This window comes from Pseudomonas sp. Marseille-QA0332 (assembly GCF_054950175.1).
This window is the reverse complement of sequence record NZ_CM143106.1, coordinates 1,309,979-1,334,590: the sequence shown is the minus strand read 5'-3', so window position 1 is coordinate 1,334,590 and position 24,612 is coordinate 1,309,979. Positions and strand designations below refer to the sequence as shown.

Below are 24,612 nucleotides of genomic sequence, written 5' to 3'. Positions count from 1 at the left end.
AGGTTGGGTGTTGTGCGGTCAGCTCATGCTCGGGCAGGTTTTCGTGTAGGAACTTGTTGGCCTGTGCGGCGGGCTGGCTGGCAATTGGCGAATGACTCATGCCGTCACCTGCGCCAGGGCTGTGCAGCCCACCTGGCCAAGCACCACATCGTCCTGTGGGGTGTGGATGCGGCTGCACAGCACGTCACGGTAATGCCGCTCCAGCGGATTGCGCCGCGACAAGCCCGGGTTGCCAGCGGCCTCGATGGCCAGCTGCACCGCGCCGATGGCGTTGCTGCTGACCAGATGCTTGATCTGTCCGGCGTGGGCGGTGGCGATCTGTCCAGTCACGGCCGAGTCGAGCAAACTCTGGTTGGCGAACAACAGCGTGTCGATACGCCCCATGATCTCCTGGAACCGTGGCAGGCTCGCCAGCGGCGCGCCGAGGCTGGACGGCGCGCGGCTCTGCAGGAATTCACGTAGCCAGTCGCGCGCGGCCCGTGCCACGCCATCGTAGAGTGCCGACAGCAGCACCGACATCCATAACAGGCCTTTGCCATCGAGTTCCGGGCGCGGCGCGCTGGCCGGGCTGACGGCGACTGCATGATCCAACGGGATCAGCACCCCGTCGAAGCGTACTTCATGGCTGCAGGAGGCGCGCATGCCCAGATGATCCCAGTCCTCGATGATGTGGATGCCGGGGGTATCCTTGTGGACCAGGTAGCTGCCGACCAACGCATCGGCATCGTCGCTGCGCGCCCAGACCAGGTACCAGGTCAACCCATGGCTGCCGGTGGAGTAGATCTTGCGACCGGACAGGCGCCAGCCTTCGCTGGTTCTTCGGGCCAAGGTGGCTGGCAGGCCGCGGCGAGCCGGCGTGCCCAGTTCAGGCTCAACCCGGAGCGCATTGATCAATGCGCCGTTGGTCACCGCGTCGCGGGCGACCTGCAGGCGCAGGCGCTCGGGCCAGCGTGCTTCATCTTGCAAGCGTGAGTGTTGCAGGTACTGCATGGCCACAATCAGTGCGCTGGAGGGATCGCCCTTGCCAACGGCGGCGATCACCCGGCGCGCCGTGGCCAGGTCGGCGCCACCGCCGCCCAGGGCACATGGCACGGTGAGAGCGAGCAATCCGTGCTGGCGCAGCAGGGTGAAGTTGTCGTGGGGGAACTGGCCGTTACGGTCGTAGCGTTCGGCATTGGCGGCCAGGGCTTGGGTAAGCTCGGCCAGGGCGCTATCGGATGGGAGGCGACTCATTGCACATTCATTCCTGCGAATACAGTGGGTGGCCGTCCGGGCTAAAGGGCCTGGTACGATTCGATATACCGTATTCGTATGAGTGTGCTTCGTGAAATTCTTTTATGTTATATATTAATTATCTAATTGAAGAATAAAGTCGATTTATAAAATGTTTATTTTTGATTTTACGACAATCCTTGCAAACGCTGGGCGGTGACCTTGCCGAACAGTTCCACGGGATCCTGCAGGTTGCCCAGGTAGCGCGGATGGAACAACCAGAGATCGACTTGTGGCTTGAAGTCGCTGATTGTCAGCACATCGAGCTCGCTCCGGTGGCGGCTGGCTTCCAGCAGAGGCTCGGGTACCAGACCCAGGCCCTGGCCGTTGGCGACCAGGCCCATTTGCAGCTCGGTGCCGAACGTTTCCAGATTGATCGACAACGACAGGCCCTGTTCGCTGAGCGCCCGCTGCAGGCCGGCACGGAAACCACAGCCGTCAGGGTTGAGCACCCAGCCGCGCTCATGGCAGTCACGCAGCTTGTAGCTGCGCTTGCTGGCGCTGCCCTTGGCTGTGACCACGCGCAGCGCCATCCTTGCCACCGACTGGCTGGCGATACCCTCGGGAAAGATCTTGCCCGGCGGAAACAGCGCCGCCGCCGCATCCAGTTCGCCGTTCTCCATGCGCGCGATCAAGCTGCTGCCCCAGCCGCTGGTGATCTGGGTGCGCAGTTGCGGATAGGCCGTGCGGATTTGCGCCAGGGCCTCGAGCAGCACCACATCGCCCAAGGTCTGTGGCACCCCGAGACGCAAGGTGCCTGAAGGCGCGCCGTCGTTGGCCACCAGCTCGCGCAGGGCGTCGATTTCCCGCAGGATGGCCTTGCATTGCTCATACACCCTCAAGCCCATGGAGGTCGGCTTGAGCGGCTTGGTGTTGCGGTCAAGCAAGGTCACGCCCAAGTCTTGCTCGAAGTTCTGTATGCGTCGGGTGATCGCCGGCTGGGTCAGTTGCAAGGCTTCGGCGGCGAGATTGGTCGACTGGCAACGGATGACGGCCACGAAGGCGTCCATGTCATCGATTTTCATATCCGGCGCTCACATATCGAACCAAGAGAAGATGCCAGGTAAGAATAATCCGTGATGCACCGGTTGTCACAGCGGTTGAGGTATGGAAGAGGTTGCCTGAAGCCGCTTCGCCGCCCAGTCGCGGCACGGCGACGGCTCCTGCGCAGGGCGGCCGGCCTTGCAACTACCCATCGATGGGGCCGCAAGCTTGGCTTGCGTGGCAGTGGCCGCCGTCAGGATCCAGAACCGGCAAGCGACAAGCCTGCCGAACCAGATCAACCTCGAGCGAACGCCAGCAGCTTCTCGCCCGTCAGTCGGTAGCGAATCCATTCATCCTGCGGTTCGGCGCCCATCGCGTTGTAGAAACCGATTGCCGGCTCGTTCCAGTCCAGCACGCTCCATTCCAGCCGACCGCAGTCATTGGCCACCGCTTCTCGGGCGATATGCCGCAACAGCTCGCGCCCAGCACCGCCGCCACGCTGTTCGGGCGTGACGTACAGGTCTTCCAGGTAGATACCATTGCGTCCCAGCCAGGTGGAGTAGCTGTAAAAGTACACGGCGAAACCGATGGCCTCGCCGTCGCGCTCGCAGATCAGGCTGCTGGTCTTGGCGCCTTCGTCGAACAGGGTGCGTTCGATGTCGGCAACGCTGGCGATGACTTCATGCCGGGCACGCTCGTATTCGGCAAGTTCAGTGATGAAGGCCAGGATTTGCCCGGCATCGCTGCGGCGGGCGGGACGGATGGTCAAGGTCATGGGCTTTGATTCCGATTGAACAGGCCGCCATGGTAGTGGACTTGGCGCAAGCTGCAAGCCACAAGCAAAGCGGATTGCGCCGACTGCACAATGTGCCTTACATACCTGGCCCGAGGCTGCACCACCAACGTGGTAGTCATCGCCGCATGCTGCAGACCCGCGCCGGCTGCTGCTGTTCGATCTGTCGATGGCTACGCTGCTGCTGATTTCGCTGTATCCGTTGCTGTCCATGGAAGCGAATTTTCCTTGGTCCTCCGCCGAGCCCGCGGCATGCGCTTCGAAGCGCGGCGACTCGGGTATGATGCGAGCCCTTTTCCCGAACGAGGCCAAGCCCATGTCCCTGACGCCTGAACAGACCGACGAGTACCGCGCCTTCGCCGAGCGCCTGGCCGAGGCTGCCGCGGCGGCGATCCAGCCGTATTTCCGTGCCAGCCTCGATGTCGAGGACAAGGGCGGGCGGCTGTACGACCCGGTCACCGTGGCCGACAAGGCCGCCGAGCAAGCCATGCGTGCGCTGATCCAGCAGCATTATCCGACACACGGCATCCTTGGCGAGGAGCAGGGCGTCGCGCTCGGGAGCAGTCCGCTGACCTGGGTGCTCGACCCGATCGACGGGACCCGCGCCTTCATCACCGGCCTGCCGTTGTGGGGCACGCTCATCGCGCTCAACGATGGCACCCGGCCTGTGCTTGGCGTGATGAACCAGCCATTCACCGGCGAGCGCTTCATCGGCACCGCGCAAGGTGCCTGGCGCAGCGGCACGCCGCTCAAGACTCGCGCTTGCGCCGACCTGGCTTCGGCCACCCTGATGTGCACCACTCCAGACATGTTCGACACCCCAGCGCGCAAGAGCGCCTTCGAAACCGTCGCCAGCCAGGCACGGCTGATGCGCTACGGTGGCGACTGCTATGCCTACTGCATGCTCGCCTCGGGTTTCGTCGACGTGATCGTCGAGGCCAGCCTGCAACCCTATGACGTGCAGGCGCTGATGCCCATCATCGAAGGCGCGGGCGGGGTGATCACTGCCTGGGATGGCGGCACGGCCCAGCACGGGGGGTGCGTGGTGGCATGTGGGGATCCGGTGTTGCATCGGCAGGTGGTGGAGATGTTGCGCGGGGCGATGTAAATGCCTGACGCTCGCTGACCATGGGCTTTCAGTAGCAAGTGGTATGGGCCGCATCGCGGCTTGTACGAAACCATGCCACGACGCTCAGGGAGCCATCATCGAACGTGACCGGTGGCGCCGGGCTGCTGCTTTGCGGTGGCCTGCTGCGTCAGCGTTACGGCTCCGGTACCGCCCAGATCGGATCGGCATCGCAGCCTTCGGGGCGAGGCTGGCTGTTGCAATATCGCAGCAGGGCTTGCGCGCCGCTACTTCAAGCGACGAAGGTTTGAAAAGCGACGGGACAGCGAACCGGCCTGAGGTGGAGGATGGCTCCCGGATGCCTAAAGTCTTTTCGTAGCCTGGCCTAGCCTTCAGACTCCATGCGGTCTATTACCTTCCACAATCGCGAATCCTCGAAATCCGCGACCACCAGGTCGGCGCCTGCCGCCAGCAGGTCCTGGGGCTGCTGGGTGGTCGCCAGCGCCACGGTGAACACGCCTGCCGCCCGACCAGCGCGCACGCCGGGCAGGGAATCCTCGAACACCAGTGCCTGCGTGGCGCTGGCTCCGAGCCGCTGCAGCGCGGTGAGGTAAGGCAAGGGGTCGGGCTTGGGACGGGACATGTCCTCGGCCGCCAGGACGTGTTCGAAACGCTGGCGCAGGCCCATGGCGCTGAGCATGTGCTCGGCGTTCAGGCGTGGGGCGTTGGTCACCACGCACATGCCGATTCCGCGTCGCTCGGCATGGGCCAGCAGGCGCAGCAGGCCGGGCAGGGGCTCGAGGCGGGGCGACAGCTGGCGAAACAGGGCTTCCTTGCGTTCGGCCAGCGCCTGGCATTCGGCGGCGCTGGCCTGGGGAAACAGTGCGGGAAACAGCTGGCGATTGGCGCGGCCACTGATCTGCTCGTTGAACTGCGCCTGGCTCAGCGTGCGTCCGTCATGCGCGTGCAGCAGCTGGCGGAAGGCTTGCAGGTGCAGGGTATCGGTATCGGTCATGGTGCCATCGAGGTCGAACAGCAGGGCGCTGAGCATCGGGTCTCCTGGAAAGGGCAAAACCTCAAGCTACCACAAGCCGATGAGGGTTTTTCGTTCTGCCGGTCGTATGCGGCAATGCCTTGGCACTCTTGACGCAGAACCGATGCGGGTGTTCAGATGCCGCTCGATCCAGGTGCCCCATGCCGCCGCGCATGGGGTGAAACGGGAAACCGGTACGCTCTTCGAGCCAGTCCGGTGCTGCCCCCGCAACGGTATGCGAGTGATGCCTTCGACAGACCACTGTGGCCAATTGGCCATGGGAAGGTGATGGTATCGAGCCTCGTGAGCCCGGAGACCGGCCTGGAGCTTCTATGGCAAACACCTGCGGTGGGCGGGCATGGGCCGGTATTGGCGCGTGCGCGATTCCTGCTCCTGCGTGCTTCTGCGAAAGTCACTTTCGAGAAGAGCATGATTGCTGTGATTCGTTCCTCACGTTTCTCCCTCACGGCCCGAACCTTGTCCCTGGGCTGCCTGTTCAGCCCGCTGGCGCTGGCTGAAAACGATGCTCTGACGCTTGACCAGCAGATTGTCTCGGCGCCGTCCGTGGAATCCACCACGGTGGCCGCGATGGCCCAGTACGGCAGCAAGGTGGAGCTGGTCAGCCGCGAGCAGATCGAGCGTGCCGGGCCAGGCGCCGATATCAGCCGAGTGATGCAGATGTTCATCCCCGGTTTCTACATCGCGCCGAAGAATGGCCCGTTCGACTACGGCACCTATTCGCTGCTGGGTGGACGCAACGACGATACCTTGGTCCTGCTCGATGGCGTGCGGCTGAACAATCGTCTCTACGGTGGCTTGTACCTGGATACCTTGCCGGCCAGCGCAGTGGAGCGCATCGAAGTGCTCAAGGGTGGCCAGAGCCTGCTGTTCGGCACCCAGGCCGTGTCGGGCGTGATCAATATCGTGACGCGCAGCCCGCAAAGCCGCCAGGCCTCGGGGCAGATCGACCTGGGGCTGGATAGCGTCGGCGGCAATGCGTCAGCGGCACGGATCGAGCGGGTCCTTGCCAATGGCTTCGGCGACCTGGGCCTGCTGGCCTACGTCAGCCACGATGTCTCCGATGGCTATCAGCCATTTCGCAACCGCGACCTTGCCGGCAACGTCAGCGACAGGCAGCGAGGCTATGAAGTGAGCACTTTCGGTGGCAAGGCGATCCAGGCCTTCGGCGATGATGCGCGCCTCGAGCTGTTCTACCAGTATGCGGACGCCAACCTGGACTTCGCCCGGCCCGTCAACAACCGCAAGACCATGAACGATCGTGTGCAGCAGATCGCCACGGCCACCTTCGAGCAGCGTATCGACGAGCGCCTGAGCTACTTCCTCAAAGGGCACGTCAACGATTGGGATACACGTTATACCCGGATCGACAATCGCGCCGGTGGCGGCCGGAAGGTAGTCAACCATGAAGACTACTGGGGCTTCACCGACTGGGGCCTGCAAGCCGAAGGCAAGGCCGAGTTCGATGGCGGGCATGTGCTGGTGTTGGGCGCTGACAGCCAGTGGTTCAAAGGGCAGGATGACGTGCTGGTGATCGACGACAACAAGGCCCAGGCCCATGCCCTGTACGTGCAACTGCGTCCGCGGATCGCCGCCTTGCCGGCCTGGCACCCGAGCATCGGCGTACGCCATGAAGCGATGAGCGGAGGTAACGGCGCCACGGTGGGCATGCTGACTTCGCTCTACGACCTGAGCGACGACTGGCAATTGCGCGGCCAGTACGGTACGGCCTACAAACTGCCCAACGCCGAGCAGCTGTTCGTCAACGAGCCTGGCGAGGAGATCGGCAACCGCGATCTCAAGCCCGAGAAAAGCCGGAACGCCGAAATCGGGCTGGATTATCACGGACGGCTGTTCGCCCGTGAATCGAGCGTCAGTGTCACGCTGTTCAAGCGCAAGATCACCGACCTGATCACGCTCGATGGCGCGCAATGGGTGAACGGACAAGGGCGTGTGCAAGTGCGCGGCTTCGAAGCCGATGCGAGGATCGAGCTCAACGATCGATGGAGCCTGCAGGCAGACATGACACGCAATCTGAGCGAGTCGCGCAGCGGGGCGACGCTCAACGACGTGCCAGGCTTCTTCGCCCGTTCGCGGATCGGCTACGAGTCCGCGGATCGTACCTGGGGGGCAGGCGGCGCCATTCGCTACATCGGCGACGTGGTCAGCTCCAGGGGCGTGGACTACGGTCATTACTCGGTGGTCGATGCCGATGTCTACGGCTACCTCGACAAGGCCAGCCAGCATCGCGTGGGCCTGTTGCTGGAGAACCTGTTCGACCGTGATTACGTGACCAGTCGAGCAAGCAACGTCGACAACCTTGGCCGGCCGTTCACCGCCGAGCTGCGTTATACCTACGTTTTCCAATGAGCGCGAGCATGGGCTACCACCGTGTACTGTTCGTCGGGCCTGGCCTGGGCCGCGGTTCGGGCGGCCAGGCCTTTGCCGCACAGATCCGCCAACTGCGTGGCGACCACGCAGGCCAGGACATCATCGATACCCTCGAGAGCTTCGACGAGCTGTGGGCTGCCCTGCGCGACGCGTTCGCGCAGGGGGTGGAGCGCCTGCTGGTGGTGGACCTGGAACCAACCTGCGATGCGGCCTACCTCGACTGGCTGCGTGACGAGCTGGGTTGCCTGGCCCGGGCGCATGCCGGCCAGCCGCGAGTCTGGATCACCGCCCAGGCCCTTGGGCGGCGTGGACTGGATGCGCGCATGGCCTGTGCCAGCATCGAGGAGCATGCCCGGCACCTGCCTTGCGAAGAGGTCAGCACGGTCGCCAGCGATCCCGGCTGGACACAGGTGCCTGCGCACGCCCGGCACGTGTTTCTGTGCACCGGCCCGCGCTGCGTCAGGCGTGGCGCCTTGCCTCTCTGGAAAAACCTGCGCCGGCAGCTGCTGGAGCGCCAGCTGATCGAGACGCCCGAGGGTGTATTGCTGACGCGCACTGGCTGCCAGTTCCCTTGCAATCTGGGGCCGGTGCTGACGGTTCATCCGGATGGTTGCTGGTATCGGTTGCGTGATGCGCAGGAGGTGCAACAGCTGGTGGTGACGCACCTGCAAGGCGGGGTGATCGCCACGGACTTGCTGATCGCAGAAGGCCGGCGCCCATGAGCAAGTCCTGGCTGCTGTCGCTGGCCTTGCTCTGTGGCACGTCGGCGCTGGCCGACAGCTACCGCAACTGTGACCAGGATTGGCGACGCCCCGATGCGCCGCCTCAGCGCATTGTCGCCCTCAACCAGCATGCGGCCGACCTGCTGCTGGCCCTGGAGGTGGGACCAGCGCTGGTCGCTGTCGCCTATCTCGACGATAACGCTGCCGCCTACCACCAGGGCCGCTATCGCGGCGTGCCGGTCATCGCACGTGAATACCCTTCCAGCGAAGTGCTGTATGCACAAGATCCAGACCTGGTGGTCGGTGGGTTCGCCTCGGCATTCGGCCCGGGGATCACCTCCAGAAACCGCCTGGCTGAAAATGGTATTGCCTCTTACCTGCTCGAGTCGGCCTGCGCTGGCCATTCACTGGATTATTTCGGCCTCGTGCGACGCGACCTGAGCACCCTCGGTGAAGTCCTCGGCAAGCAGGAGCGCGCCCTCGCACTCATCGAGGCGATGGATGCCGACCTGGCGCGCGCCAGGTCGACCGCACCGGCAGGTACGCCCTTGTCGGTCTTCTATCTCGATGGCGAGGTCCATGGGCTGAACAGCGAGGGTGGGCGAGGTTTCGTCAGCGCACTGCTGCTTGCCGCGGGCGCGCGCAACGTGTTCGCCGGGCTCGATCAGTACCGTGTCACCGTCAGTCCTGAGACCTTGCTGGGCGCTGATCCTGATGTGATCGTGCTGGCCGACGCGGTCTGGTCGCCAGCCAGTCGCAAACGCCGGTTGCTGGCTCACGACCCTGTGCTCTCGACCCTCAGGGCGGTACGCGAGAACCACATAATCGACATTCCTTTCACGCAATTGATGCCTACCCCGGCCAGCGGCCGGGTGGCGCTCGGGCTGGCAACCCGGATCAGCGCCCTGCGGGGCCTGGAGCCGGCGCGCTGAACGATGCCCGACAGGCAGTGGACCGGGCAGGCTCGCCTTGGACGCGCCGTTTCGCTGCCTGCCTGGCCAAAGGGCTGGTCAGTGTTGGCAAAAAAGAGTACAAATGTGCTCCATGGACATTCTGACCCCCAAACGCCAGGCGATCCTCGCGTTCATTCGCGAACGAATCGCCGACCATGGCCAGCCACCGAGCCTGGCCGACATCGCCGAGCGCTTCGGCTTCGCCTCGCGCAGCGTGGCGCGCAAGCACATCACCGCCCTGTGCCAGGGCGGCTTCATCGAGGTCACGCCGAACCAGGCACGCGGCATCCGCCTGGCCGAGCCCCTGCGCCGGCCCGAACTTCTCGAATTGCCGGTACTGGGCCGGGTGGCGGCGGGTGCGCCGATCGGGCCGGACCTGGACATCCACGAGCAACTGATGCTCGATCCCGCGCTGTTCCGCCAGACGCCCGACTACCTGCTCAAGGTGCACGGGGATTCGATGATCGGCGACGGTATCTGCGATGGCGACCTGGTCGGCATCCGCCAGCAGGGCGAGGCGCGCGACGGGCAGATCATCGTCGCCCGGCTCGATGGCGAAGTGACCATCAAGCGCCTGCAGCGGGTCCCCGGCGGCTACCGCTTGCTGGCACGCAACCCGGCCTATGCGCCCATCGAGGTCGGGCCGCAGCGCGACTTCGTCATCGAGGGGGTCTATTGCGGCCTGCTGAGGCGCGAATGAGCGGGGCGGTCGTCGACCTGGAAGGGCTGCTAGGCCAGCGCAAGGTCTGGCGTGGCCGCCAGGTACAGGCGCGCCAGTCTGGCTTGCAGCCGACCGGGCACCAGCAACTGGACGAACGCCTGCCCGAGGGCGGCTGGCCGGCAGCGGCCCTGACCGAACTGTTGCTGGCCAGCCCCGGCTGCGGTGAACTGCAACTGCTCTGGCCAAGCCTGGCACGCCTGACCGGTGAAGGCGGGCGAGTGGTGCTGGTGGCGCCGCCTTTCATCCCCTACGCGCCGGCCTGGCAGGCGGCGGGCCTGGATTTGCGCTGGCTGGTGCAGGTCCGGGCCGAGCCGGCCGAAGCCTTGTGGGCTGCCGAGCAATGCCTGCGCTCGGGCAGTTGCGCGGCGGTGCTGTGCTGGCCGCAACGTGTCGACGACCGTGCCTTGCGTCGGCTGCAGGTGGCCGCCGAGACCGGCCAGGCACTGGCGTTCGCCTGCCGGCCGCAGGAAGCGGCGCACAACCCGTCGCCTGCCGCCCTGCGGATCGCCATCGACAGCCGCCCGGCCCAATGGCGCGTGCTCAAGTGCCGTGGCGGTCTGGTTCCCGGCGTGCCCATCGCCAGCCGCCTGGAGCATTGATGAGCCATGCTCTGGGCCTGCATTCTCCTGCCGCAGCTGGCGATGGATACCCTCCTGCGCGACCGGGAAGACACCGAATCGCCTCTGGTCCTGCTCGGCGGGCCGAGCCAGCGGCGCATGCTACGCTCGGTCAATGCCGCCGCCGCGCGTCTTGGCCTGCGTGCCGGGCAGACCCTCAATGCCGCGCGAGCCCTGGTCGAGGACTTCACCTGCCTCGAGGCTGACCCGGCACGCATCGAGCAGACCGAGCGCCTGCTGGCGGCCTGGGCCTATCGCTTCAGCGCTCAGGTCAGCCTGCACTATCCTCGGGCCTTGCTGCTGGAGGTCGGCTCCAGTCTCAAGCTGTTCGGGCCGTGGCCGGTATTCGAGGCGCGCCTGCGCCAGGAGCTGGGCGAACTCGGCCTGCGCCACCGGATCGTGCTGGCGAGCAACCCGGTGGCGGCACGCATGCTCGCCAATGGGCATGACGGCCTGGCGCTCGAGGATGCCGAGCTGACCCGGGCGGCCCTGGCGCGTCTGCCAATCGATCGCGTCGGGCTGCCGGTCGAGGCGGCCGAGGCCTTCGCACGCATGGGGCTGCGCCAGCTCGACCAGGTCCTGGCGCTGCCACGCGATGCCTTGGCCCGGCGTTTCGATGCTGCCGTGCAGCTGCATCTGGACCAGCTGCTCGGCTTGCGCAGCCTGGGCCTGGCGTTCTACCAGCCACCGGATCGCTTCGAGGCGCGGCTGGAACTCAACTTCGATGTCGAATCGCACCAGGCGCTGCTGTTTCCCCTGCGCCGTCTGGTCGGCGACCTGTCGCTGTTCCTGGCGGGCCGTGATTGCGGGGTGCAGCGCTTCAGCCTGCACCTGGAACATGCCGAGTCGCCGGATACCGTGCTGCAGGTGGGCCTGCTTGCCGCCGAGCGCGAGGCCGGCATGCTCTTCGAGCTGGCACGCGGGCGCCTCGAGCCGCTGCAGATCCCGGCACCGGTACGCAACCTGCGTCTGCTGGCCGAAGACCTGCCTGCCTTCGTGCCCCAGCACCAGGCATTGTTCGACGCCCGTTCGCGCCAGGCGCAGTCCTGGGAGCAGCTGCGCGAACGGCTGCGTGCACGGCTCGGTGACGAAGCGGTCAAGGGCCTGCAGGCGCTGGCGGACCATCGGCCCGAACAGGCCTGGCAAGTCGCTGCCGAAGGCGCCGGCAGTGACCTGCGGGTGACACCGGGTAGTCGTCCCGGCTGGCTGCTGTCCACGCCGCAGCCGCTCGCGCCTGGCAGCTTGCAGCTGCTGGGCCAGGCCGAGCGCGTCGAGTCGGGCTGGTGGGATGGCGGCGACGTGCGTCGCGACTACTATCGGGTCGAGACCCGCGATGGCCTGCGTGGCTGGGTCTACCAGGATCTCGACCAGCCCGGTCCGCTGTGGCTGCAGGGCTGGTTCGCATGAGCGGGCAGGTCTACGCCGAGCTGCACTGCCTGTCGAACTTCAGCTTCCAGCGCGGCGCCTCGAGTGCCACCGAGCTGTTCCGGCGCGCCAAGGCCGAAGGCTACCAGGCCCTGGCGATCACCGACGAATGTACCCTGGCCGGTATCGTCCGGGCCTGGCAGGCCGCGCGCGAACACCAGTTGCCGCTGATCGTCGGCAGCGAAATGCGGGTACACGACGGGCCTCGGCTGGTGCTATTGGTCGAGAACCTGGTCGGCTACCAGAACCTCTGCGCGCTGATCACTCAGGCCCGGCGACGCAGCGAGAAGGGCAGCTATCGGCTGCTGGCCAGCGACCTGGAAGGCCGCAGCGAAGGCCTGCTGGCGTTGTGGGTCCAGCAGGAGCCCGACGGGCTCGTCCAGGCCGGCTGGCTCAAGCGCCTGTTCAGCGAGCGGCTGTGGCTGGCCGTGCACCTGCACCGTGGCAGTGACGATGCGGCTCGCCTGGCCCGCCTGCTGGCACTGGCGGGTGAGGCACGCATACCTGCCGTGGCCTGCGGCGATGTGCACATGCACATCCGCGGGCGTCGTGCGTTGCAGGACTGCATGACCGCCATTCGTGAACACTGCAGCGTGGCCGAGGCCGGCCGCTACCTGTTCCCCAACGGCGAGCGTCACTTGCGTTCGTTCGAACAACTGGCCGAGCTGTATCCCGTCGAGCTGCTGGCCGAGACCCTGGTGATCGCCGCGCGCTGTCGCTTCGACCTGGACCAGCTGGAATATCACTACCCGCGCGAACTAGTCCCGCAGGCGCATACGCCGGCCAGCTGGCTGCGCGAGTTGTGCCAGCGACGCCTGCCAGTACGCTGGCCGGCCGGTCCTGGCCAGCAAGTGCTCGAACTGCTGGAAAAGGAGCTGGCACTGATCGAGGAGCTGCGCTACGAAAACTACTTCCTCACCGTGCACGACATCGTCGATTTCGCCCGTCGCCAGGGCATTCTGTGTCAGGGGCGCGGCTCGGCGGCCAACTCGGTGGTGTGCTTCGTGCTGGGCATCACCGAACTCGACCCGACCGAGCACCGCCTGTTGTTCGAGCGTTTCCTCTCGCGCGAGCGCAACGAGCCGCCGGACATCGATGTGGACTTCGAGCACGAGCGGCGCGAGGAGGTGATCCAGTATGTGTTCCAGCGCTATGGCCGGCACCGCGCGGCGCTCACCGCGGTGGTCAATACCTACCACGCCGCCGGCGCGGTGCGCGACGTGGCGCGGGTCCTGGGGCTGCCTGGCGAGCAGATCGACGCCCTGGCCAAGTGCTGCGGCCGCTGGAGCGACCGGATCCCCGATGCGCCGCGGCTGCTCGAGGCCGGCTTCGACCCCGACAGCCCCTACCTGCGGCGCATCCTGGTGCTGGCCGGCGAGCTGATCGGGTTTCCGCGGCACCTGTCGCAGCATCCGGGAGGTTTCGTCATCTCCCAGCAGCCGCTCGACCAGCTCGTGCCGGTGGAAAATGCCGCGATGCCGGAGCGCACGGTGATCCAGTGGGACAAGGACGATCTCGACCTGGTCGGCCTGCTCAAGGTCGATGTGCTGGCCTTGGGCATTCTCAGTGCCCTGCGTCGCTGCTTCGACCTGGTCCGGCGCCATCGTGGCCGACACCTGACTCTGGCGAGCATACCGGGCGGGGACCCAGCCACCTACGCGATGATCGGCCGTGCCGAGACCATGGGCGTGTTCCAGATCGAGTCGCGCGCGCAGATGGCCATGCTGCCACGGCTCAAGCCCAAGAAATTCTATGACCTGGTGATCGAGGTGGCCATCGTGCGACCGGGGCCGATCCAGGGCGACATGGTCCACCCGTACCTGCGACGGCGCCTGGGCCAAGAGCCGGTCAGCTATCCGTCGCCAGCCCTGGAAGCGGTCTTCAAGAGAACCCTGGGCGTGCCGCTGTTCCAGGAGCAGGTCATGGAGCTGGCCATGGTCGCGGCCGACTACAGTCCGGGCGAAGCCGACCAGCTACGCCGCAGCATGGCGGCCTGGAAGCGTCACGGTGGGCTCGAACCGCACCGGCTCCGGTTGATCGAAGGCATGCTGCGCAACGGCTACGACCAGGCGTTCGCCGAGCGCATCTTCGAGCAGATCAAGGGCTTTGGCAGCTATGGATTCCCCGAGTCCCATGCTGCCAGCTTCGCCCTGCTGTGCTATGCCAGCAGCTGGCTCAAGTGTCATGAGCCGGCGATCTTCACCTGCGCCCTGATCAACAGCTGGCCGATGGGCTTCTACAGCCCGGACCAGCTGCTGCAGGAGGCCCGGCGCCAGGGCATCGAGGTGCGGCCGGTGGATGTCTGTCACAGCGAATGGGATTGCAGCCTGGAGCCGCTGCCAGGCGGCGCGCTGGCGATTCGCATGGGCCTGCGGCTGATCCGCGGCCTGGCCGAGTCCGATGCCCGGCGCCTGGAGCAGGCCAGGCTACGGCGCCCGTGGCGTGACATCGACGACCTGTGCCTGCGCGCCGGCCTGGGCAGCCGCGCCAGAGCCTGCCTGGCCGACGCCGGCGCCTTGCGCGCCCTGGCGAGCGACCGCCACCAGGCACGCTGGCAAGTGGCGGCCGTGCAACCACAGCTGCCACTGTTCGCGACGCTCGAACCGACGGCCGAAAGCCCGGTACAACTGCCAGCGCCAACCGTGGCCCAAGACCTGTTCGCCGACTATGCCACGCTAGGCACGACCCTGGGACCTCATCCGCTGACCCTCCTGCGCCCACGCCTGCGCGCGCTGGGCTGTCGCAGCTCGGCGGAGCTTGCCGAAGTAGGGCAGGGCGACGCCATCGCCGTGGCCGGCCTGGTGGTGGGCCGGCAACGACCACAGACCGCCAGTGGCGTGACCTTCGTCACCCTGGAGGACGAGTTCGGCATGCTCAACGTGATGGTCTGGCGCGAACTGGCCGAGCGGCAGCGGCGGGTGCTGGTCGGGGCACGGTTGATGAAGGTCAGCGGCCGGCTGGAGGAGGCAAGTGGCGTCCGCCACCTGATTGCCCGGCGGTTGGAAGATATCAGCCCGTTGTTGCAGGGGTTGGATGTGCGGAGTCGGGATTTTCACTGAGCCGATCTTTCAAGCCTGCCGGCTCTTGAAGCCGAACCGGTGCCCTGCCGGCGGTTGCGACCAGATGCCGTGCTTGCGGCGCAGTGCGTAAGCCGTGGACGCGGCCGCCGCCGGGGCGCCGGACCGGCCGCGATAGGGCACGCAGCGGCCTAAGGAGTCGTCATCCGTATAACCCACCAACATTCAGACCATCGCCAGCCGCTGCTTGCGCCCCGGCATTGGAAATGCCCGGTCGATGGCTTGCAGGTCCTGCTCGTCCAGCACCAGCTCCGCTGCTGCGGCATTGAGCTGCACGTGACGGGGATCGACCGCCTTGGGAATGGCGATCACGCCCTCCTGGCGTGTGACCCAGGCCAGGCATACCTGGGCGGGGGTCGCCTGATGACGCTGTGCGATCTCGCCCAGGAGAGGATGACGCAGCAGCTGTCCGGCCTGGGCCAGCGGGCAGTAGGCCATGATCGGCAGGCCTCGTGCCTGGCACCAGGGCAGCAGGTCGAACTCGATGCCGCGCTGCGCAGGGTTGTAGAGCACTTGGTCGGTGGCGCAGCGGGTGTCGTCGAGCTCTTGCAGGTCAGCGACATCCAGGTTGGAAACGCCCCAATGACGGATCTTGCCTTGCTCGCGCAGGCGCTCGAACGCCTCGACCGTTTCCGCCAGCGGATACTGGCCCCGCCAATGCAGCAGGTACAGGTCGATGCAGTCGGTACCCAGACGGTCCAGGCTGCGTTCGCAGGCCAGCGGCACGCCTCGCCGGCTGGCGTTGTGCGGGTAGACCTTGCTGACCAGGGTGACCTGATCGCGGCGGCCAGCGATGGCCTGGCCCACCACGGCTTCGGCACCTCCTTCGGCATACATCTCGGCGGTGTCGATCAGGCTCATGCCCAGCTCGATGCCCTGTTGCAAGGCTGCCACTTCGGCGGCGCGGCGACGCGGGTCCTCGCCCATGTACCAGGTGCCCTGGCCGATGGCGGGGACGTCCCTGCCTGCAAGTTTCACGTAGCGCATATCGTCTCCTGAATGACAAGGGGCAGGCCGTCGGCCCGGCTCGCGACTGTCGGCGAGCCCACGCCGGTAACGCAATGAGCATTCGATGAAACCTCCGGCTTGCCAGTTCCCTGGCCGCGAAGCCGTGGCTGCGCTCATGAAGGACACCCATGATGCGTCAACCCTGCGAGGCCCGCCAGAACCTCCATCAGCATGTGGTCAGCGTCGGCCGGAAACTCAAGGCAGCCCGCGCAGCCGCGCGGTGTGAGCGGCTGGAACAACGGGACATCATTTTATATACCACCCCTGCAGCGGGGCGCCGCGTCGTGTTTGCCGCACGTTTGGAGTTAGAATGCGAGCCGCGACTCTTTTATACCACCCCTGTAAGAATGAAGTCATCAAGCTACCCCTCCTTGAACCGATGTCGCCTATACGGACGCAAGGCAATCAGCGAGGGGGGTGTTTCGGCTCTGGCATGCTGAAGGCACCAGTGAAAAACTGAACTCGACAGCGGCCGATCTGCCCATTGGCTTGGAACCTTGAAACTTTGATGAGGAGACTGAGCATGCCGAGCAAAGACGGCAAGATCCGTTATGGCGTGGTAGGGGGCGGGTCCATTTCCCAGGGCGCGTTCATGCCAGGCGTGGGCCAGACCGACAACTCGGTGATGACTGCGCTGGTCACCGGGGACCCGGTCAAAGCCGAGAAGCTGGCCGCGCGCTATGACCTCAAGAGCTACACCTATGAACAGTTCCCGCAGCTGCTGGCCGCAGGCGAGGTGGATGCGCTGTATGTGGCCACGCCGAACTTCCGCCATACCGAGTTCGTGGTCCCGGCCCTGGAAGCGGGTATCCACGTCCTGCTGGAAAAGCCCATGGCGACCACCGTCGCCGATTGCCAAGCCATGAACGATGCGGCCAAGCGCTCGGGCGCCAAGCTGATGATCGCCTATCGCTTGCACAGCGAGCCGGGCACGCTGGAAATGATCGATCGGGTCAACAAGGGTGATTTCGGTGAAGTGCGGTTGTTCACCTCGACTTTCACCCAGACCGTCAGGCCCAGCAATCATCGCGCCCAGCACGGCTTCGGCGCGGGTCCGGTACCAGACATGGGGCCGTATCCGCTGAACATGGTGCGCCAGCTGTTCAATGCCGAGCCCATCGAGGTCAGTGCGGTAGGCACGCACTCGCCGGGCAGCAAGATCAATACCTGGGACACGGTGACGGTTTCCCTGCGCTTCCCGCAGGAGCGTCTGGCCCAGTTCACCGTCAGTTACACCTTGCCTGACAGCGAGCGCTTCGAGCTGTTCGGCAGCAAGGGGCTGATCGAGGCATCGCCTTGCTTCGGCTATGGCGAAGGGGTCGGCATCGCCTATCGCGCGACCATCGGTGAGCACGACGAAGAGCGCACCCACCCGGTGGTCGACCAGTTCGCCGGCGAGACGGCCTACTTTTCCGACTGCATTCTCAATGGTGTCGAACCCGAGCCGAACGGCGAGGAAGGTTGGCGCGACCTCAGGGTGATCGCTGCCATCGAGCGCGCCCTGGAAACCGGCGAAGCGCAAGTGCTCGATCCGCTGCCGTCCAAGCCGCATGCCAGGCTAGAGCAGCGGCGCACGTTCGATCTGGCCAAAGTGCCGGATTACATCGATACGCAAGATCCAACCGAGTGACCCTTGGCAGATGAGCGTGGCCCCGCCGCCTTCGCGGCGGAGCCACGCTCAGGCACCACTGGCTCAACGCTGCGGATTGATGCCCGCCAGGCTGCAGGCAGCCCCGAGCAAGGCCAGGTGGGTCAATCCTTGAGGCAGGTTACCCAGATAATGACCGGTCTTGCCATCGACCATTTCCGAATAGATACCCACTCCACGGCCCAGCCCCGCAATAGCCTCATCGAACATCTTGCGTGCCCGATCCGATTCGCCTAGCAAGTTGTAGGCCTGGACCATCCAGAACGTGCAAGCCAGGAAGCAGCCTTCTTCCTTGTGGACGTCGCTGTAGCGGTAGTGGAACGGACCTTCGCCCAGCTCCTTGTCGATCGCTTGCAAGGTGGCCTTCAGGCGCTCCTTGTGTGGGTAGCCGAAGCGCACCGCCAGGGCCAGCGAGGCATCCAGGCGCTCGCTGCCAGCATGGAACACGTAGGCCTCGCGGGACTCGCTCCAGCAATTGGCTTCGATCCAGTCGACGATGCGCTGGCGCTCGCGGTCCCAGCGATCCCGGCAGGTAGTGGGCAGGTGACCGCCATCGGCGAGCTCGACCGCGCGGCTCAAGGCCTGCCAGCAACTGATCTTGGACATGGTGTAGTGCTGCTGTTCCGGCAGTTCCCAGATCCCGCAATCACGTAGCCGCCAGCTGTCGGCACAGCGATCGGCCAGGCCGGACAGGGTGGCCGCGCTGGTGGCGTCGAGGATGTTGCCGCGATCGATGAAGCAGCGGGCGGTTTCGAAGATGTCGCCGAAGATGCCATGCTGGTGCTGGTCCACGGCACGGTTGCCGACCCGGGGCTGGGAGTGCTTGTAGCCGGGCAGGTCGAGCAGTCGACTGGTCTGGCCCAGCCCACCGTCGAGCGTGTAGCACACCTGCGGGCCGTGTTCGCCTAGGCGTTGCAACAGCCACTTGAAGGCGGCCTGGGCCTCGGGCAGCGCACCGATACCGATGAACGCCTCGATGGTATAGCCGGCATCGCGCACCCAGGCGAAGCGGTAGTCGTAGTTCTTGTCGCCACCGATGCGTTCGGGGAGGGACGTGGTCGCGGCCGCCATGATCGAGCCGCTCGGGGAAGACAGCAGCAGCTTGAGCGCCAGGGCGCTGCGAATCACCAGGCCCTTGTGCTGGCCCTCGTAGAGCAGGCCCTCGGTCCACTGGCGCCACTCGCGGTCGGAGCCGTCGATACGCGCGTCGATCAGCTCCAGCGATGGCACGACCAGGGGCTCGTCACGCCCGGCGATGATCGCCAGTACCTCGTGTTGTCCTTCGGCCACGCTGACGTGCGCACGCACGCCCAGGTCGTCTCGTCTGTCGAGACACACCCGGGGGCCGTGCAGAAACATGCCAAGAATGTGACCGGCATGAAATACGCTACCGTTGTCGTTCGGCGACAGGTACGGGCAGACGGTGTCGGCCTGGGTACCAAAATCGATGGCGATATCGAATTGCACTTCGCCTTCGAGCCCTTCGATGCGGCGCCCCAGTTCTGCCCAGGGCAAGCGCCCGGCAGGACCGCTGTTGAGCGATTCGACCATGCGGGCACGCCCGCTGGCGGTGATGAACAGCGTTTCCAGCACGTTGCTATCGGGGATGTAGCGCCGCTCCACGCGAAACGCCTGTCGCGGACGAATGAGGAAGAAGCCGCCATTGTCAGGGGCCAGCAAACGGTCGAACAGCGGTGGCGAGTCCATGTGCGGCACGCACCACCAATCGATGGCACCGTCCCAGCCTACCAGCGCGACCGAGCGGCCGTCGCCCAGGGCCGCGTAGGCCTCGAGGGGCAGGTAGCCTTGAGCGTCACGCTCCGGCTTGGCCGCTTGCCAGGCATTGGAAAAATCGTCTTTCATGACACCCCACTTCGCTAGACGTTGGAAAACCGGTGCTGCACGTGACAAGCACCTGTGCTAACGACTGCGCCAGCAGGGCAGGGGTTCGAGTTTTCTGCGGCCAGGCCGGCTTCAGGCGGCGCGCTCGAGCGTGTCGAGCAGGTCGACGAACTCGCGCGCCAGCTTGTGGCGGGGGGCCAGGTGGACCAGCGGCACGGAAACCTGGTGGGACTCGCGCATCTTGATCGAACTGCTGAGAAACACCGGCAGCACCGGCAGGCCTTCATCACGCAACTGCTGCACCAGGCTTTGGTGCAGCGCGGTGCGACTGGCGAACTGATTGACGATCACCCCTTCGACTTCCAGAGCCTCGTTATGGTCCTGACGCAGCTCCTGGACCTGGGCCAGCACGCCGAGCAGGGCCTGGCGCGAAAAGCTGTCGCAGTCGAACGGTATCAGCAGTCGCTCGGCGGCGACCAAGGCACTGAAGGTATAGAAATTCAAGGCCGGCGGAGTATCGATGTAGATTCGCTCGTAATCTTCCGAAAGCGTTAGCAGCAGCTTGCGCAGCTTGTTGATCTTGAATTTGCCTTCGAGCCGGGATTGCAACTCGGCCAGCTCGGCGCTGGCCGTGATCAGATGCAGGTTGTCATAGCGCGTCTCGGTGATCGTCACCCGCTCCTTGAATCCGGCAGCCTTCGCGGTCAGGGTCTGCTTGAAGAAATCGGCAATACCGGCGGGAATGGCCTGTTTGGCCAGGCCGGTCAGGTAGTGGGTGGCGTTGGCCTGCGAGTCAAGGTCCACCAGCAGCGTGCGATAGCCTTCGGCGGCACTGGCAGCGGCGAGGTTGCAGGCGATGCTGGACTTGCCGACACCACCTTTCTGATTGAATACGACGCGACGCATTGAATGTCATCCATGAGGGATAGGTAGCGTTCCGACAGCCAGCCTCGATGGCGGGCTGGCGCCCATGCCGAGGCTCGAAGATGTCAGATCAAGGACGATCCTATGAATGAAAGATGACAATTTTAAGACAGCCTGAATACTGGTCAGCGAACTATAAGAACAGAGGCGTCCGATGGTCGGGTCGGAAAGTGCCCGGTGCGTATGCATTGGGTGACTTCCAGGCGTTCGGCATTGACGATGGCCGATGGCCACGTCATTGCCTTCGCGGTTGCTGATCCAGAGCCGATGCTGGGAGGGTGATGGCGATGTCTGGTGGCGCTCGTTCACTCGAAAACAGGCCGATGCGTGGGAGGTGCATCGGCCCGTTGGCGTCGTGCCGTTCTATACGGCACGTGTCTGTCGCTGGCCGTGAATCAGCTGCCGCCACCGCTACCACCACTGCCGGTACCACCGGTGCCAGAGCCGCCACCGGTGCCGATACCGCCGCTGCCGCCAGTGCCGCCAGTACCTCCGGAGCCGCCGCTGTCGCCCGAGCCCATGCCGCCCGATCCACCGCTGCCACCGGTGCCCATGCCGCCGCCGCTGCCAGTACCGCTTCCCATGCCGCTGCCGCTGCGTGGACCAGCATCGGTACCAGTGCCGCCGCCGGCACCGTCGCCACCGGTGCTGCCGGTGTCGGTGCCTATGCCGCTGCTACCGGGAGTGGTGCCACTGCCGCCATGCATGGTGCCCGAACCGGTGCCATGGCCATCCTGGGAGGGCGTCGCGTTGCCAGGGACCTGGCTGCTTCCCGGTGTGTTGCTATGGCCAGTGCCATTGAGGTCGGTCGCGGCGAAGGTGGTTGGCGCAGCGAATCCCAGGCACAAGGCAAGGGCCAGATATTGAGGGCGAATCCGCTTCATGATGTCTCTCCTCGTTGGTTGACATGCATGAGTTGGGGCAACCTGTCGGATCAGGGGTGCCATGCAACGGACGGGCGGTAGCGACAGGCAGGCCTGGCGCTGCTTCGTGGCGGTGCCAGGAACGGCCCTGACGCGTCAGGAAGGATGATAGGTGGGCGTCAACGTAGCTTCGCGCCATTGGCCATTGGCCTCTGGCGCGAAGCTCGAGAGAGCGATCAGTGGTGGGCGGTGCGATCTTCCTTGGCCAGGATGGCGCGAGCCAGATCGGTGTCACTGGCTTGCAAGCCCGGATGGTCATGGCGGGCCTGTTGCAGTGCGGATTCCACATAGGCGCCTCGAATCGCACCGTCGCTGGCAATGAATGCCGACAGTTCGTCTTGGGCGGGAATGATGCGTTTATCGTCCTTGAACGTCGAGTACAGCGAGGCCGAGATCCCTGCCGACGTCGCGACATGCCGGACGGTATTGTCGGCCAAGGCCGTACCGACAGGCAGACAAAGCAGCAGCGAAGGAACGAGCAATAAGTGGCGCATGACGTATTCTCCAGAAGCATGTAGCCCAATGTTGGTACCGCTGCTGATTCAGAGCGGAAAATTCACGGGCGAGTTCCATCTGCCTGCTGGCACGACTGGCTCCGGCAGGCCAGGCCGATGAGCATCCGCGCCCCCGCAAGCCCCAGGCCCTGCGCGCGTCGCGTTCACCATTGCCTGGTCTGCCGACGATTGGGCGCAAGGTCAGAGCCCTTCGAAGAAACGTTGCACCTGCTGGCGCTCCAGGCTGGCGAAGGTCGGAGGATTCCAGCGAGGCTGCCTGTCCTTGTCGATGATGCGGGCGCGTACGCCTTCGAGAAGTTCGCCATGTTCGAACCAGCGTCGGTTCAGATGCAGCTCCATGGCGAAGCAGTCCTCCAGCGGCATGTACCTGCCGCGGCGCAACAGATCCAGGGTCACCGCCATCGCCAGGGGAGAACAGGCTTGCATTCGCTCGGCGCTGGCCAAGGCCCATGGGTGGCTGTCGCCGATGGTCACGGTGCGCAATTGTTCGATCATGCTTGGCACGTCTGGCAAGCCGAAATAATGATCGATCATCGGCCGCAGCCGGTCCAGCGAGGGTTCTGGCAGCACTTGCGTTCCTATCTTGGCCAGCAGGCCCTGCAGGTCCTTGAGCGGGACATGGCTGAAGTTCAGGCGGTTGAGCCGATAGTCGAGCGCGGAAAGCCTGGCACTATTGACGTGCCAGTCGGCCAGGCCGCAATACAGCGCATCGGCGGCGCCGATATGGGTGCCGCTGACGCCCAGGTAGATCCCCAGCTCGCCTGGAAGGCGTGGCAGGAAGTAACTGGCGCCGACATGCGGGAAATAGCCGATCCCCACTTCCGGCATGCCGAGCCGGCTGCGTTCAGTGACGATGCGCAGGTCCGCGGCTTGGGCCAGGCCCAGGCCGCCGCCGAGGGTATAACCGTCCATCAGCACCATGACCGGCTTGCGATAGCGGTGGATGTAGAGGCCCAGGGCATGCTCCTCGGCGAAGAAGTCGCGGTGCACGGAGTCTGCCGCATGGTAGCTGTCGGATAGCGAACGGATGTCGCCACCGGCGCAAAGACCCTTTGGGCCAGCGCCACGCAGCATGACCGCCAACACTTGCGGATCGGCCGCCCAGCTTTCCAGTTGCTGCCCAAGCGTACGGATCATGTCCAGGGTCAAGGCATTCAGGCTACACGGCCGATTGAGCGTCAAATGTCCGATGTGATTGCGAACTTCGGCCAGTACGTGCCCGGCCTCCTGGATTTGAGCGAGCGCGGTCATCGCGGTCTCCATGACGTGTCGTTGGATTTCCCTATGCGCCTTGCGGCATGAACGAGGTAGTCGAAGCTTGCGCCCAGGGGCTGCACTGAGCCGCCCGTCCTGCAAGTGCCTGACTACCGACAGGTGTGACAGCGCTCTACCGCGAAATGCTTACCCGGATCGTGGCGCTGATACGTCGACGTTATGGTGCTACCGGAGCCACTCGAGCGCGGCGTAGCCGCCGCGTATGGTCATGGCCAGTGGCAAGCGCGCATCAACGTGGCAGACGGCCGCTGACGAAGTGAGCCACATCATTGAAGCCTGGGGTCGAGGCGTGTCCCGGGGTCACCAGCGAGTCGATGAAGGCTTCATCCTCGGCCGTGACCTGCACCTGCAGCGCACCGCTGTAGGTATCCCATTGCGCCTCGGTGCGCGGGCCGACGATGGCCGAGCTGACCAGCCGGTTGTTGAGCACCCAGGCGATGGCGAATTCGACGATGCCGACGCCCTTGGCCTCGGTGTAGGCCTGGATCTTCCTGGCGATGGTCAGGGATTCCTGGCGCCATTCGACCTCCAGGATGCGCTTGTCCTGGCGCCCGGCGCGGCTACCGGCGTCCGGAGCGCTGCCTGGCACGTACTTGCCGCTGAGCACGCCGCGCGCCAGTGGGCTGAAAGGCACGATACCCAGGCCATGGTGAGCAGCCGCGGTGAACTGTTCCGGCTCGGCCTGGCGGTTGACGATGTTGTACAGCGGCTGGCTGACGATCGGCTTGTCGACCCCCAGGCGTTCGGCCAGGTTGCAGATCTCGGCGATGCGCCAGCCGCGAAAATTCGAAACGCCCCAGTAACGGATCTTGCCTTGGCGCAACAGGTCGCCCATCGCCCGCACGGTTTCCTCGAGCGGTACCTGGTGGTCCTCGCGGTGCAGGTAGTAGAGGTCCAGGTAGTCGGTACCCAGGCGGGTCAGGCTTGCCTCGATGGCATTGAACAGGTGCTTGCGCGAGAGCCCGCTGCGGTTGGGCAGGCCGCCGGCAGCTCCGTAACCTGCCTTGGAGGCGACGATCCATTCCTGGCGATGGCGCGCCACGGCCTCGCCGACGATTTCCTCGGAGCGGCCGGCATTGTAGACATCGGCGGTATCGATGAAGTTGATGCCCTGGTCCCAGGCCTTGTCGATGATGCGCAAGGCATCCCCGGCACTGGTCTGATCGCCGAACATCATGCTGCCGAGGGTCAAGGCGGAAACCTGCAGGCCACTGCGGCCCAGCGGACGGTAGATCATGTCGAACATCCTCTTTCGATGGGGTGCGGCCTGTTGTACAGGCAAACAAGACGGTTTGAAAGCATCAGGGTGGCGCAATGCCCCATGGCGACATGGCAGGCGCTCCATCGGCACCCCGTAGCGTTTACGCTGTCCACTTCGAACGGCAGACAATCGCCCATGGGGAAC

20 protein-coding genes and 1 riboswitch are annotated in these 24,612 nt (G+C 65.2%); of the genes, 9 read left to right on the top strand and 11 right to left on the bottom strand.

The window, feature by feature from the left end:
• Window positions 1-96 precede the first annotated feature (96 nt).
• The 3 genes from ACY8GK_RS06280 to ACY8GK_RS06270 all read right to left on the bottom strand — a co-directional run bounded on the left by ACY8GK_RS06280 (window position 97) and on the right by ACY8GK_RS06270 (window position 3,031).
• On the bottom strand, window positions 97-1,233 hold the full coding sequence (locus ACY8GK_RS06280) for an acyl-CoA dehydrogenase family protein (protein WP_462402611.1): 1,137 nt from the start codon (window positions 1,231-1,233) through the stop codon (window positions 97-99).
• Between the two features lie 167 nt (window positions 1,234-1,400).
• Entirely contained in the window at window positions 1,401-2,297 is an 897-nt protein-coding gene (locus ACY8GK_RS06275) for a LysR family transcriptional regulator (protein WP_196178491.1), read from the bottom strand.
• A 254-nt stretch (window positions 2,298-2,551) separates the two neighbouring features.
• The gene (locus tag ACY8GK_RS06270; RefSeq protein ID WP_196178493.1) at window positions 2,552-3,031 is read right to left on the bottom strand and encodes a GNAT family N-acetyltransferase; all 480 of its coding nucleotides are present in this window, start codon (window positions 3,029-3,031) and stop codon (window positions 2,552-2,554) included.
• Between the two features lie 334 nt (window positions 3,032-3,365).
• Between ACY8GK_RS06270 and hisN the strand changes: the two genes are divergently transcribed.
• Window positions 3,366-4,157, top strand: coding sequence for a histidinol-phosphatase (gene hisN / locus ACY8GK_RS06265; protein ID WP_196178495.1), 792 nt, complete (start codon window positions 3,366-3,368; stop codon window positions 4,155-4,157).
• Window positions 4,158-4,500: 343 nt separating this feature from the next.
• On the opposite strand, the gene ACY8GK_RS06260 is transcribed toward hisN, so the two are convergent.
• Window positions 4,501-5,166, bottom strand: coding sequence for an HAD family hydrolase (locus ACY8GK_RS06260; protein ID WP_196178497.1), 666 nt, complete (start codon window positions 5,164-5,166; stop codon window positions 4,501-4,503).
• Window positions 5,167-5,283: 117 nt separating this feature from the next.
• Window positions 5,284-5,487: riboswitch (cobalamin riboswitch) on the top strand.
• Window positions 5,488-5,577: 90 nt separating this feature from the next.
• Here ACY8GK_RS06260 and ACY8GK_RS06255 point away from each other — a divergent pair.
• The 7 genes from ACY8GK_RS06255 (at window position 5,578) to ACY8GK_RS06225 (ending at window position 15,054) form a co-directional block, all read left to right on the top strand.
• A complete protein-coding gene (locus ACY8GK_RS06255; protein ID WP_196178499.1) occupies window positions 5,578-7,536 on the top strand; it encodes a TonB-dependent receptor plug domain-containing protein in 1,959 nt (652 codons plus the stop codon).
• An 8-nt stretch (window positions 7,537-7,544) separates the two neighbouring features.
• Window positions 7,545-8,279, top strand: coding sequence for a (2Fe-2S) ferredoxin domain-containing protein (locus tag ACY8GK_RS06250; RefSeq protein WP_196178501.1), 735 nt, complete (start codon window positions 7,545-7,547; stop codon window positions 8,277-8,279).
• Window positions 8,276-9,211, top strand: coding sequence for an ABC transporter substrate-binding protein (locus ACY8GK_RS06245; RefSeq protein WP_462402610.1), 936 nt, complete (start codon window positions 8,276-8,278; stop codon window positions 9,209-9,211). Before ACY8GK_RS06250 ends, ACY8GK_RS06245 begins: the two co-directional genes overlap by 4 nt.
• Before the next feature lie 103 nt (window positions 9,212-9,314).
• Entirely contained in the window at window positions 9,315-9,932 is a 618-nt protein-coding gene (lexA, locus tag ACY8GK_RS06240; protein WP_196178506.1) for a transcriptional repressor LexA, read from the top strand.
• Entirely contained in the window at window positions 9,929-10,552 is a 624-nt protein-coding gene (gene imuA, locus ACY8GK_RS06235; protein ID WP_462402609.1) for a translesion DNA synthesis-associated protein ImuA, read from the top strand. The genes lexA and imuA overlap by 4 nt, the downstream gene beginning before the upstream one ends.
• A gap of 6 nt (window positions 10,553-10,558) precedes the next feature.
• Complete coding sequence (locus ACY8GK_RS06230; RefSeq protein ID WP_462402608.1) at window positions 10,559-11,977, top strand: Y-family DNA polymerase; 1,419 nt, start codon at window positions 10,559-10,561, stop codon at window positions 11,975-11,977.
• Window positions 11,953-15,054, top strand: coding sequence for an error-prone DNA polymerase (locus ACY8GK_RS06225; protein WP_462402607.1), 3,102 nt, complete (start codon window positions 11,953-11,955; stop codon window positions 15,052-15,054). Before ACY8GK_RS06230 ends, ACY8GK_RS06225 begins: the two co-directional genes overlap by 25 nt.
• A gap of 183 nt (window positions 15,055-15,237) precedes the next feature.
• On the opposite strand, the gene ACY8GK_RS06220 is transcribed toward ACY8GK_RS06225, so the two are convergent.
• The gene (locus tag ACY8GK_RS06220; RefSeq protein ID WP_196178514.1) at window positions 15,238-16,059 is read right to left on the bottom strand and encodes an aldo/keto reductase; all 822 of its coding nucleotides are present in this window, start codon (window positions 16,057-16,059) and stop codon (window positions 15,238-15,240) included.
• Window positions 16,060-16,603: 544 nt separating this feature from the next.
• On the opposite strand from ACY8GK_RS06220, the gene ACY8GK_RS06215 reads away from it, so the two are divergent.
• Entirely contained in the window at window positions 16,604-17,710 is a 1,107-nt protein-coding gene (locus ACY8GK_RS06215; RefSeq protein WP_462402606.1) for a Gfo/Idh/MocA family protein, read from the top strand.
• A 63-nt stretch (window positions 17,711-17,773) separates the two neighbouring features.
• Here ACY8GK_RS06215 and ACY8GK_RS06210 read toward each other — a convergent pair whose 3' ends face one another.
• From ACY8GK_RS06210 to ACY8GK_RS06185, 6 genes are all read right to left on the bottom strand, one after another.
• On the bottom strand, window positions 17,774-19,528 hold the full coding sequence (locus ACY8GK_RS06210) for a glycoside hydrolase family 15 protein (protein WP_462402987.1): 1,755 nt from the start codon (window positions 19,526-19,528) through the stop codon (window positions 17,774-17,776).
• 174 nt (window positions 19,529-19,702) lie between these two features.
• On the bottom strand, window positions 19,703-20,476 hold the full coding sequence (locus ACY8GK_RS06205) for a ParA family protein (protein WP_462402605.1): 774 nt from the start codon (window positions 20,474-20,476) through the stop codon (window positions 19,703-19,705).
• Window positions 20,477-20,889: 413 nt separating this feature from the next.
• Entirely contained in the window at window positions 20,890-21,378 is a 489-nt protein-coding gene (locus ACY8GK_RS06200; protein WP_196178520.1) for a hypothetical protein, read from the bottom strand.
• A 215-nt stretch (window positions 21,379-21,593) separates the two neighbouring features.
• A complete protein-coding gene (locus tag ACY8GK_RS06195; RefSeq protein ID WP_196178522.1) occupies window positions 21,594-21,911 on the bottom strand; it encodes a DUF2388 domain-containing protein in 318 nt (105 codons plus the stop codon).
• A gap of 201 nt (window positions 21,912-22,112) precedes the next feature.
• Window positions 22,113-23,183 carry an enoyl-CoA hydratase/isomerase family protein gene (locus tag ACY8GK_RS06190; RefSeq protein WP_462402604.1) on the bottom strand — a complete coding sequence of 357 codons (1,071 nt, stop codon included), beginning with the start codon at window positions 23,181-23,183 and terminating at the stop codon, window positions 22,113-22,115.
• A 253-nt stretch (window positions 23,184-23,436) separates the two neighbouring features.
• The gene (locus ACY8GK_RS06185) at window positions 23,437-24,444 is read right to left on the bottom strand and encodes an aldo/keto reductase (RefSeq protein ID WP_462402603.1); all 1,008 of its coding nucleotides are present in this window, start codon (window positions 24,442-24,444) and stop codon (window positions 23,437-23,439) included.
• Window positions 24,445-24,612: the final 168 nt, after the last annotated feature.

Bases quoted from the DNA above. Each gene is read 5' to 3' on its own strand.
- ACY8GK_RS06280 (WP_462402611.1), bottom strand. From the start codon at position 1,233: ATGAGTCGCCTCCCATCCGATAGCGCCCTGGCCGAGCTTACCCAAGCC.
- ACY8GK_RS06275 (WP_196178491.1), bottom strand. From the start codon at position 2,297: ATGAAAATCGATGACATGGACGCCTTCGTGGCCGTCATCCGTTGCCAG.
- ACY8GK_RS06270 (WP_196178493.1), bottom strand. From the start codon at position 3,031: ATGACCTTGACCATCCGTCCCGCCCGCCGCAGCGATGCCGGGCAAATC.
- hisN (WP_196178495.1), top strand. From the start codon at position 3,366: ATGTCCCTGACGCCTGAACAGACCGACGAGTACCGCGCCTTCGCCGAG.
- ACY8GK_RS06260 (WP_196178497.1), bottom strand. From the start codon at position 5,166: ATGCTCAGCGCCCTGCTGTTCGACCTCGATGGCACCATGACCGATACC.
- ACY8GK_RS06255 (WP_196178499.1), top strand. From the start codon at position 5,578: ATGATTGCTGTGATTCGTTCCTCACGTTTCTCCCTCACGGCCCGAACC.
- ACY8GK_RS06250 (WP_196178501.1), top strand. From the start codon at position 7,545: ATGGGCTACCACCGTGTACTGTTCGTCGGGCCTGGCCTGGGCCGCGGT.
- ACY8GK_RS06245 (WP_462402610.1), top strand. From the start codon at position 8,276: ATGAGCAAGTCCTGGCTGCTGTCGCTGGCCTTGCTCTGTGGCACGTCG.
- lexA (WP_196178506.1), top strand. From the start codon at position 9,315: ATGTGCTCCATGGACATTCTGACCCCCAAACGCCAGGCGATCCTCGCG.
- imuA (WP_462402609.1), top strand. From the start codon at position 9,929: ATGAGCGGGGCGGTCGTCGACCTGGAAGGGCTGCTAGGCCAGCGCAAG.
- ACY8GK_RS06230 (WP_462402608.1), top strand. From the start codon at position 10,559: ATGCTCTGGGCCTGCATTCTCCTGCCGCAGCTGGCGATGGATACCCTC.
- ACY8GK_RS06220 (WP_196178514.1), bottom strand. From the start codon at position 16,059: ATGCGCTACGTGAAACTTGCAGGCAGGGACGTCCCCGCCATCGGCCAG.
- ACY8GK_RS06215 (WP_462402606.1), top strand. From the start codon at position 16,604: ATGCCGAGCAAAGACGGCAAGATCCGTTATGGCGTGGTAGGGGGCGGG.
- ACY8GK_RS06205 (WP_462402605.1), bottom strand. From the start codon at position 20,476: ATGCGTCGCGTCGTATTCAATCAGAAAGGTGGTGTCGGCAAGTCCAGC.
- ACY8GK_RS06200 (WP_196178520.1), bottom strand. From the start codon at position 21,378: ATGAAGCGGATTCGCCCTCAATATCTGGCCCTTGCCTTGTGCCTGGGA.
- ACY8GK_RS06195 (WP_196178522.1), bottom strand. From the start codon at position 21,911: ATGCGCCACTTATTGCTCGTTCCTTCGCTGCTGCTTTGTCTGCCTGTC.
- ACY8GK_RS06190 (WP_462402604.1), bottom strand. From the start codon at position 23,183: ATGACCGCGCTCGCTCAAATCCAGGAGGCCGGGCACGTACTGGCCGAA.
- ACY8GK_RS06185 (WP_462402603.1), bottom strand. From the start codon at position 24,444: ATGATCTACCGTCCGCTGGGCCGCAGTGGCCTGCAGGTTTCCGCCTTG.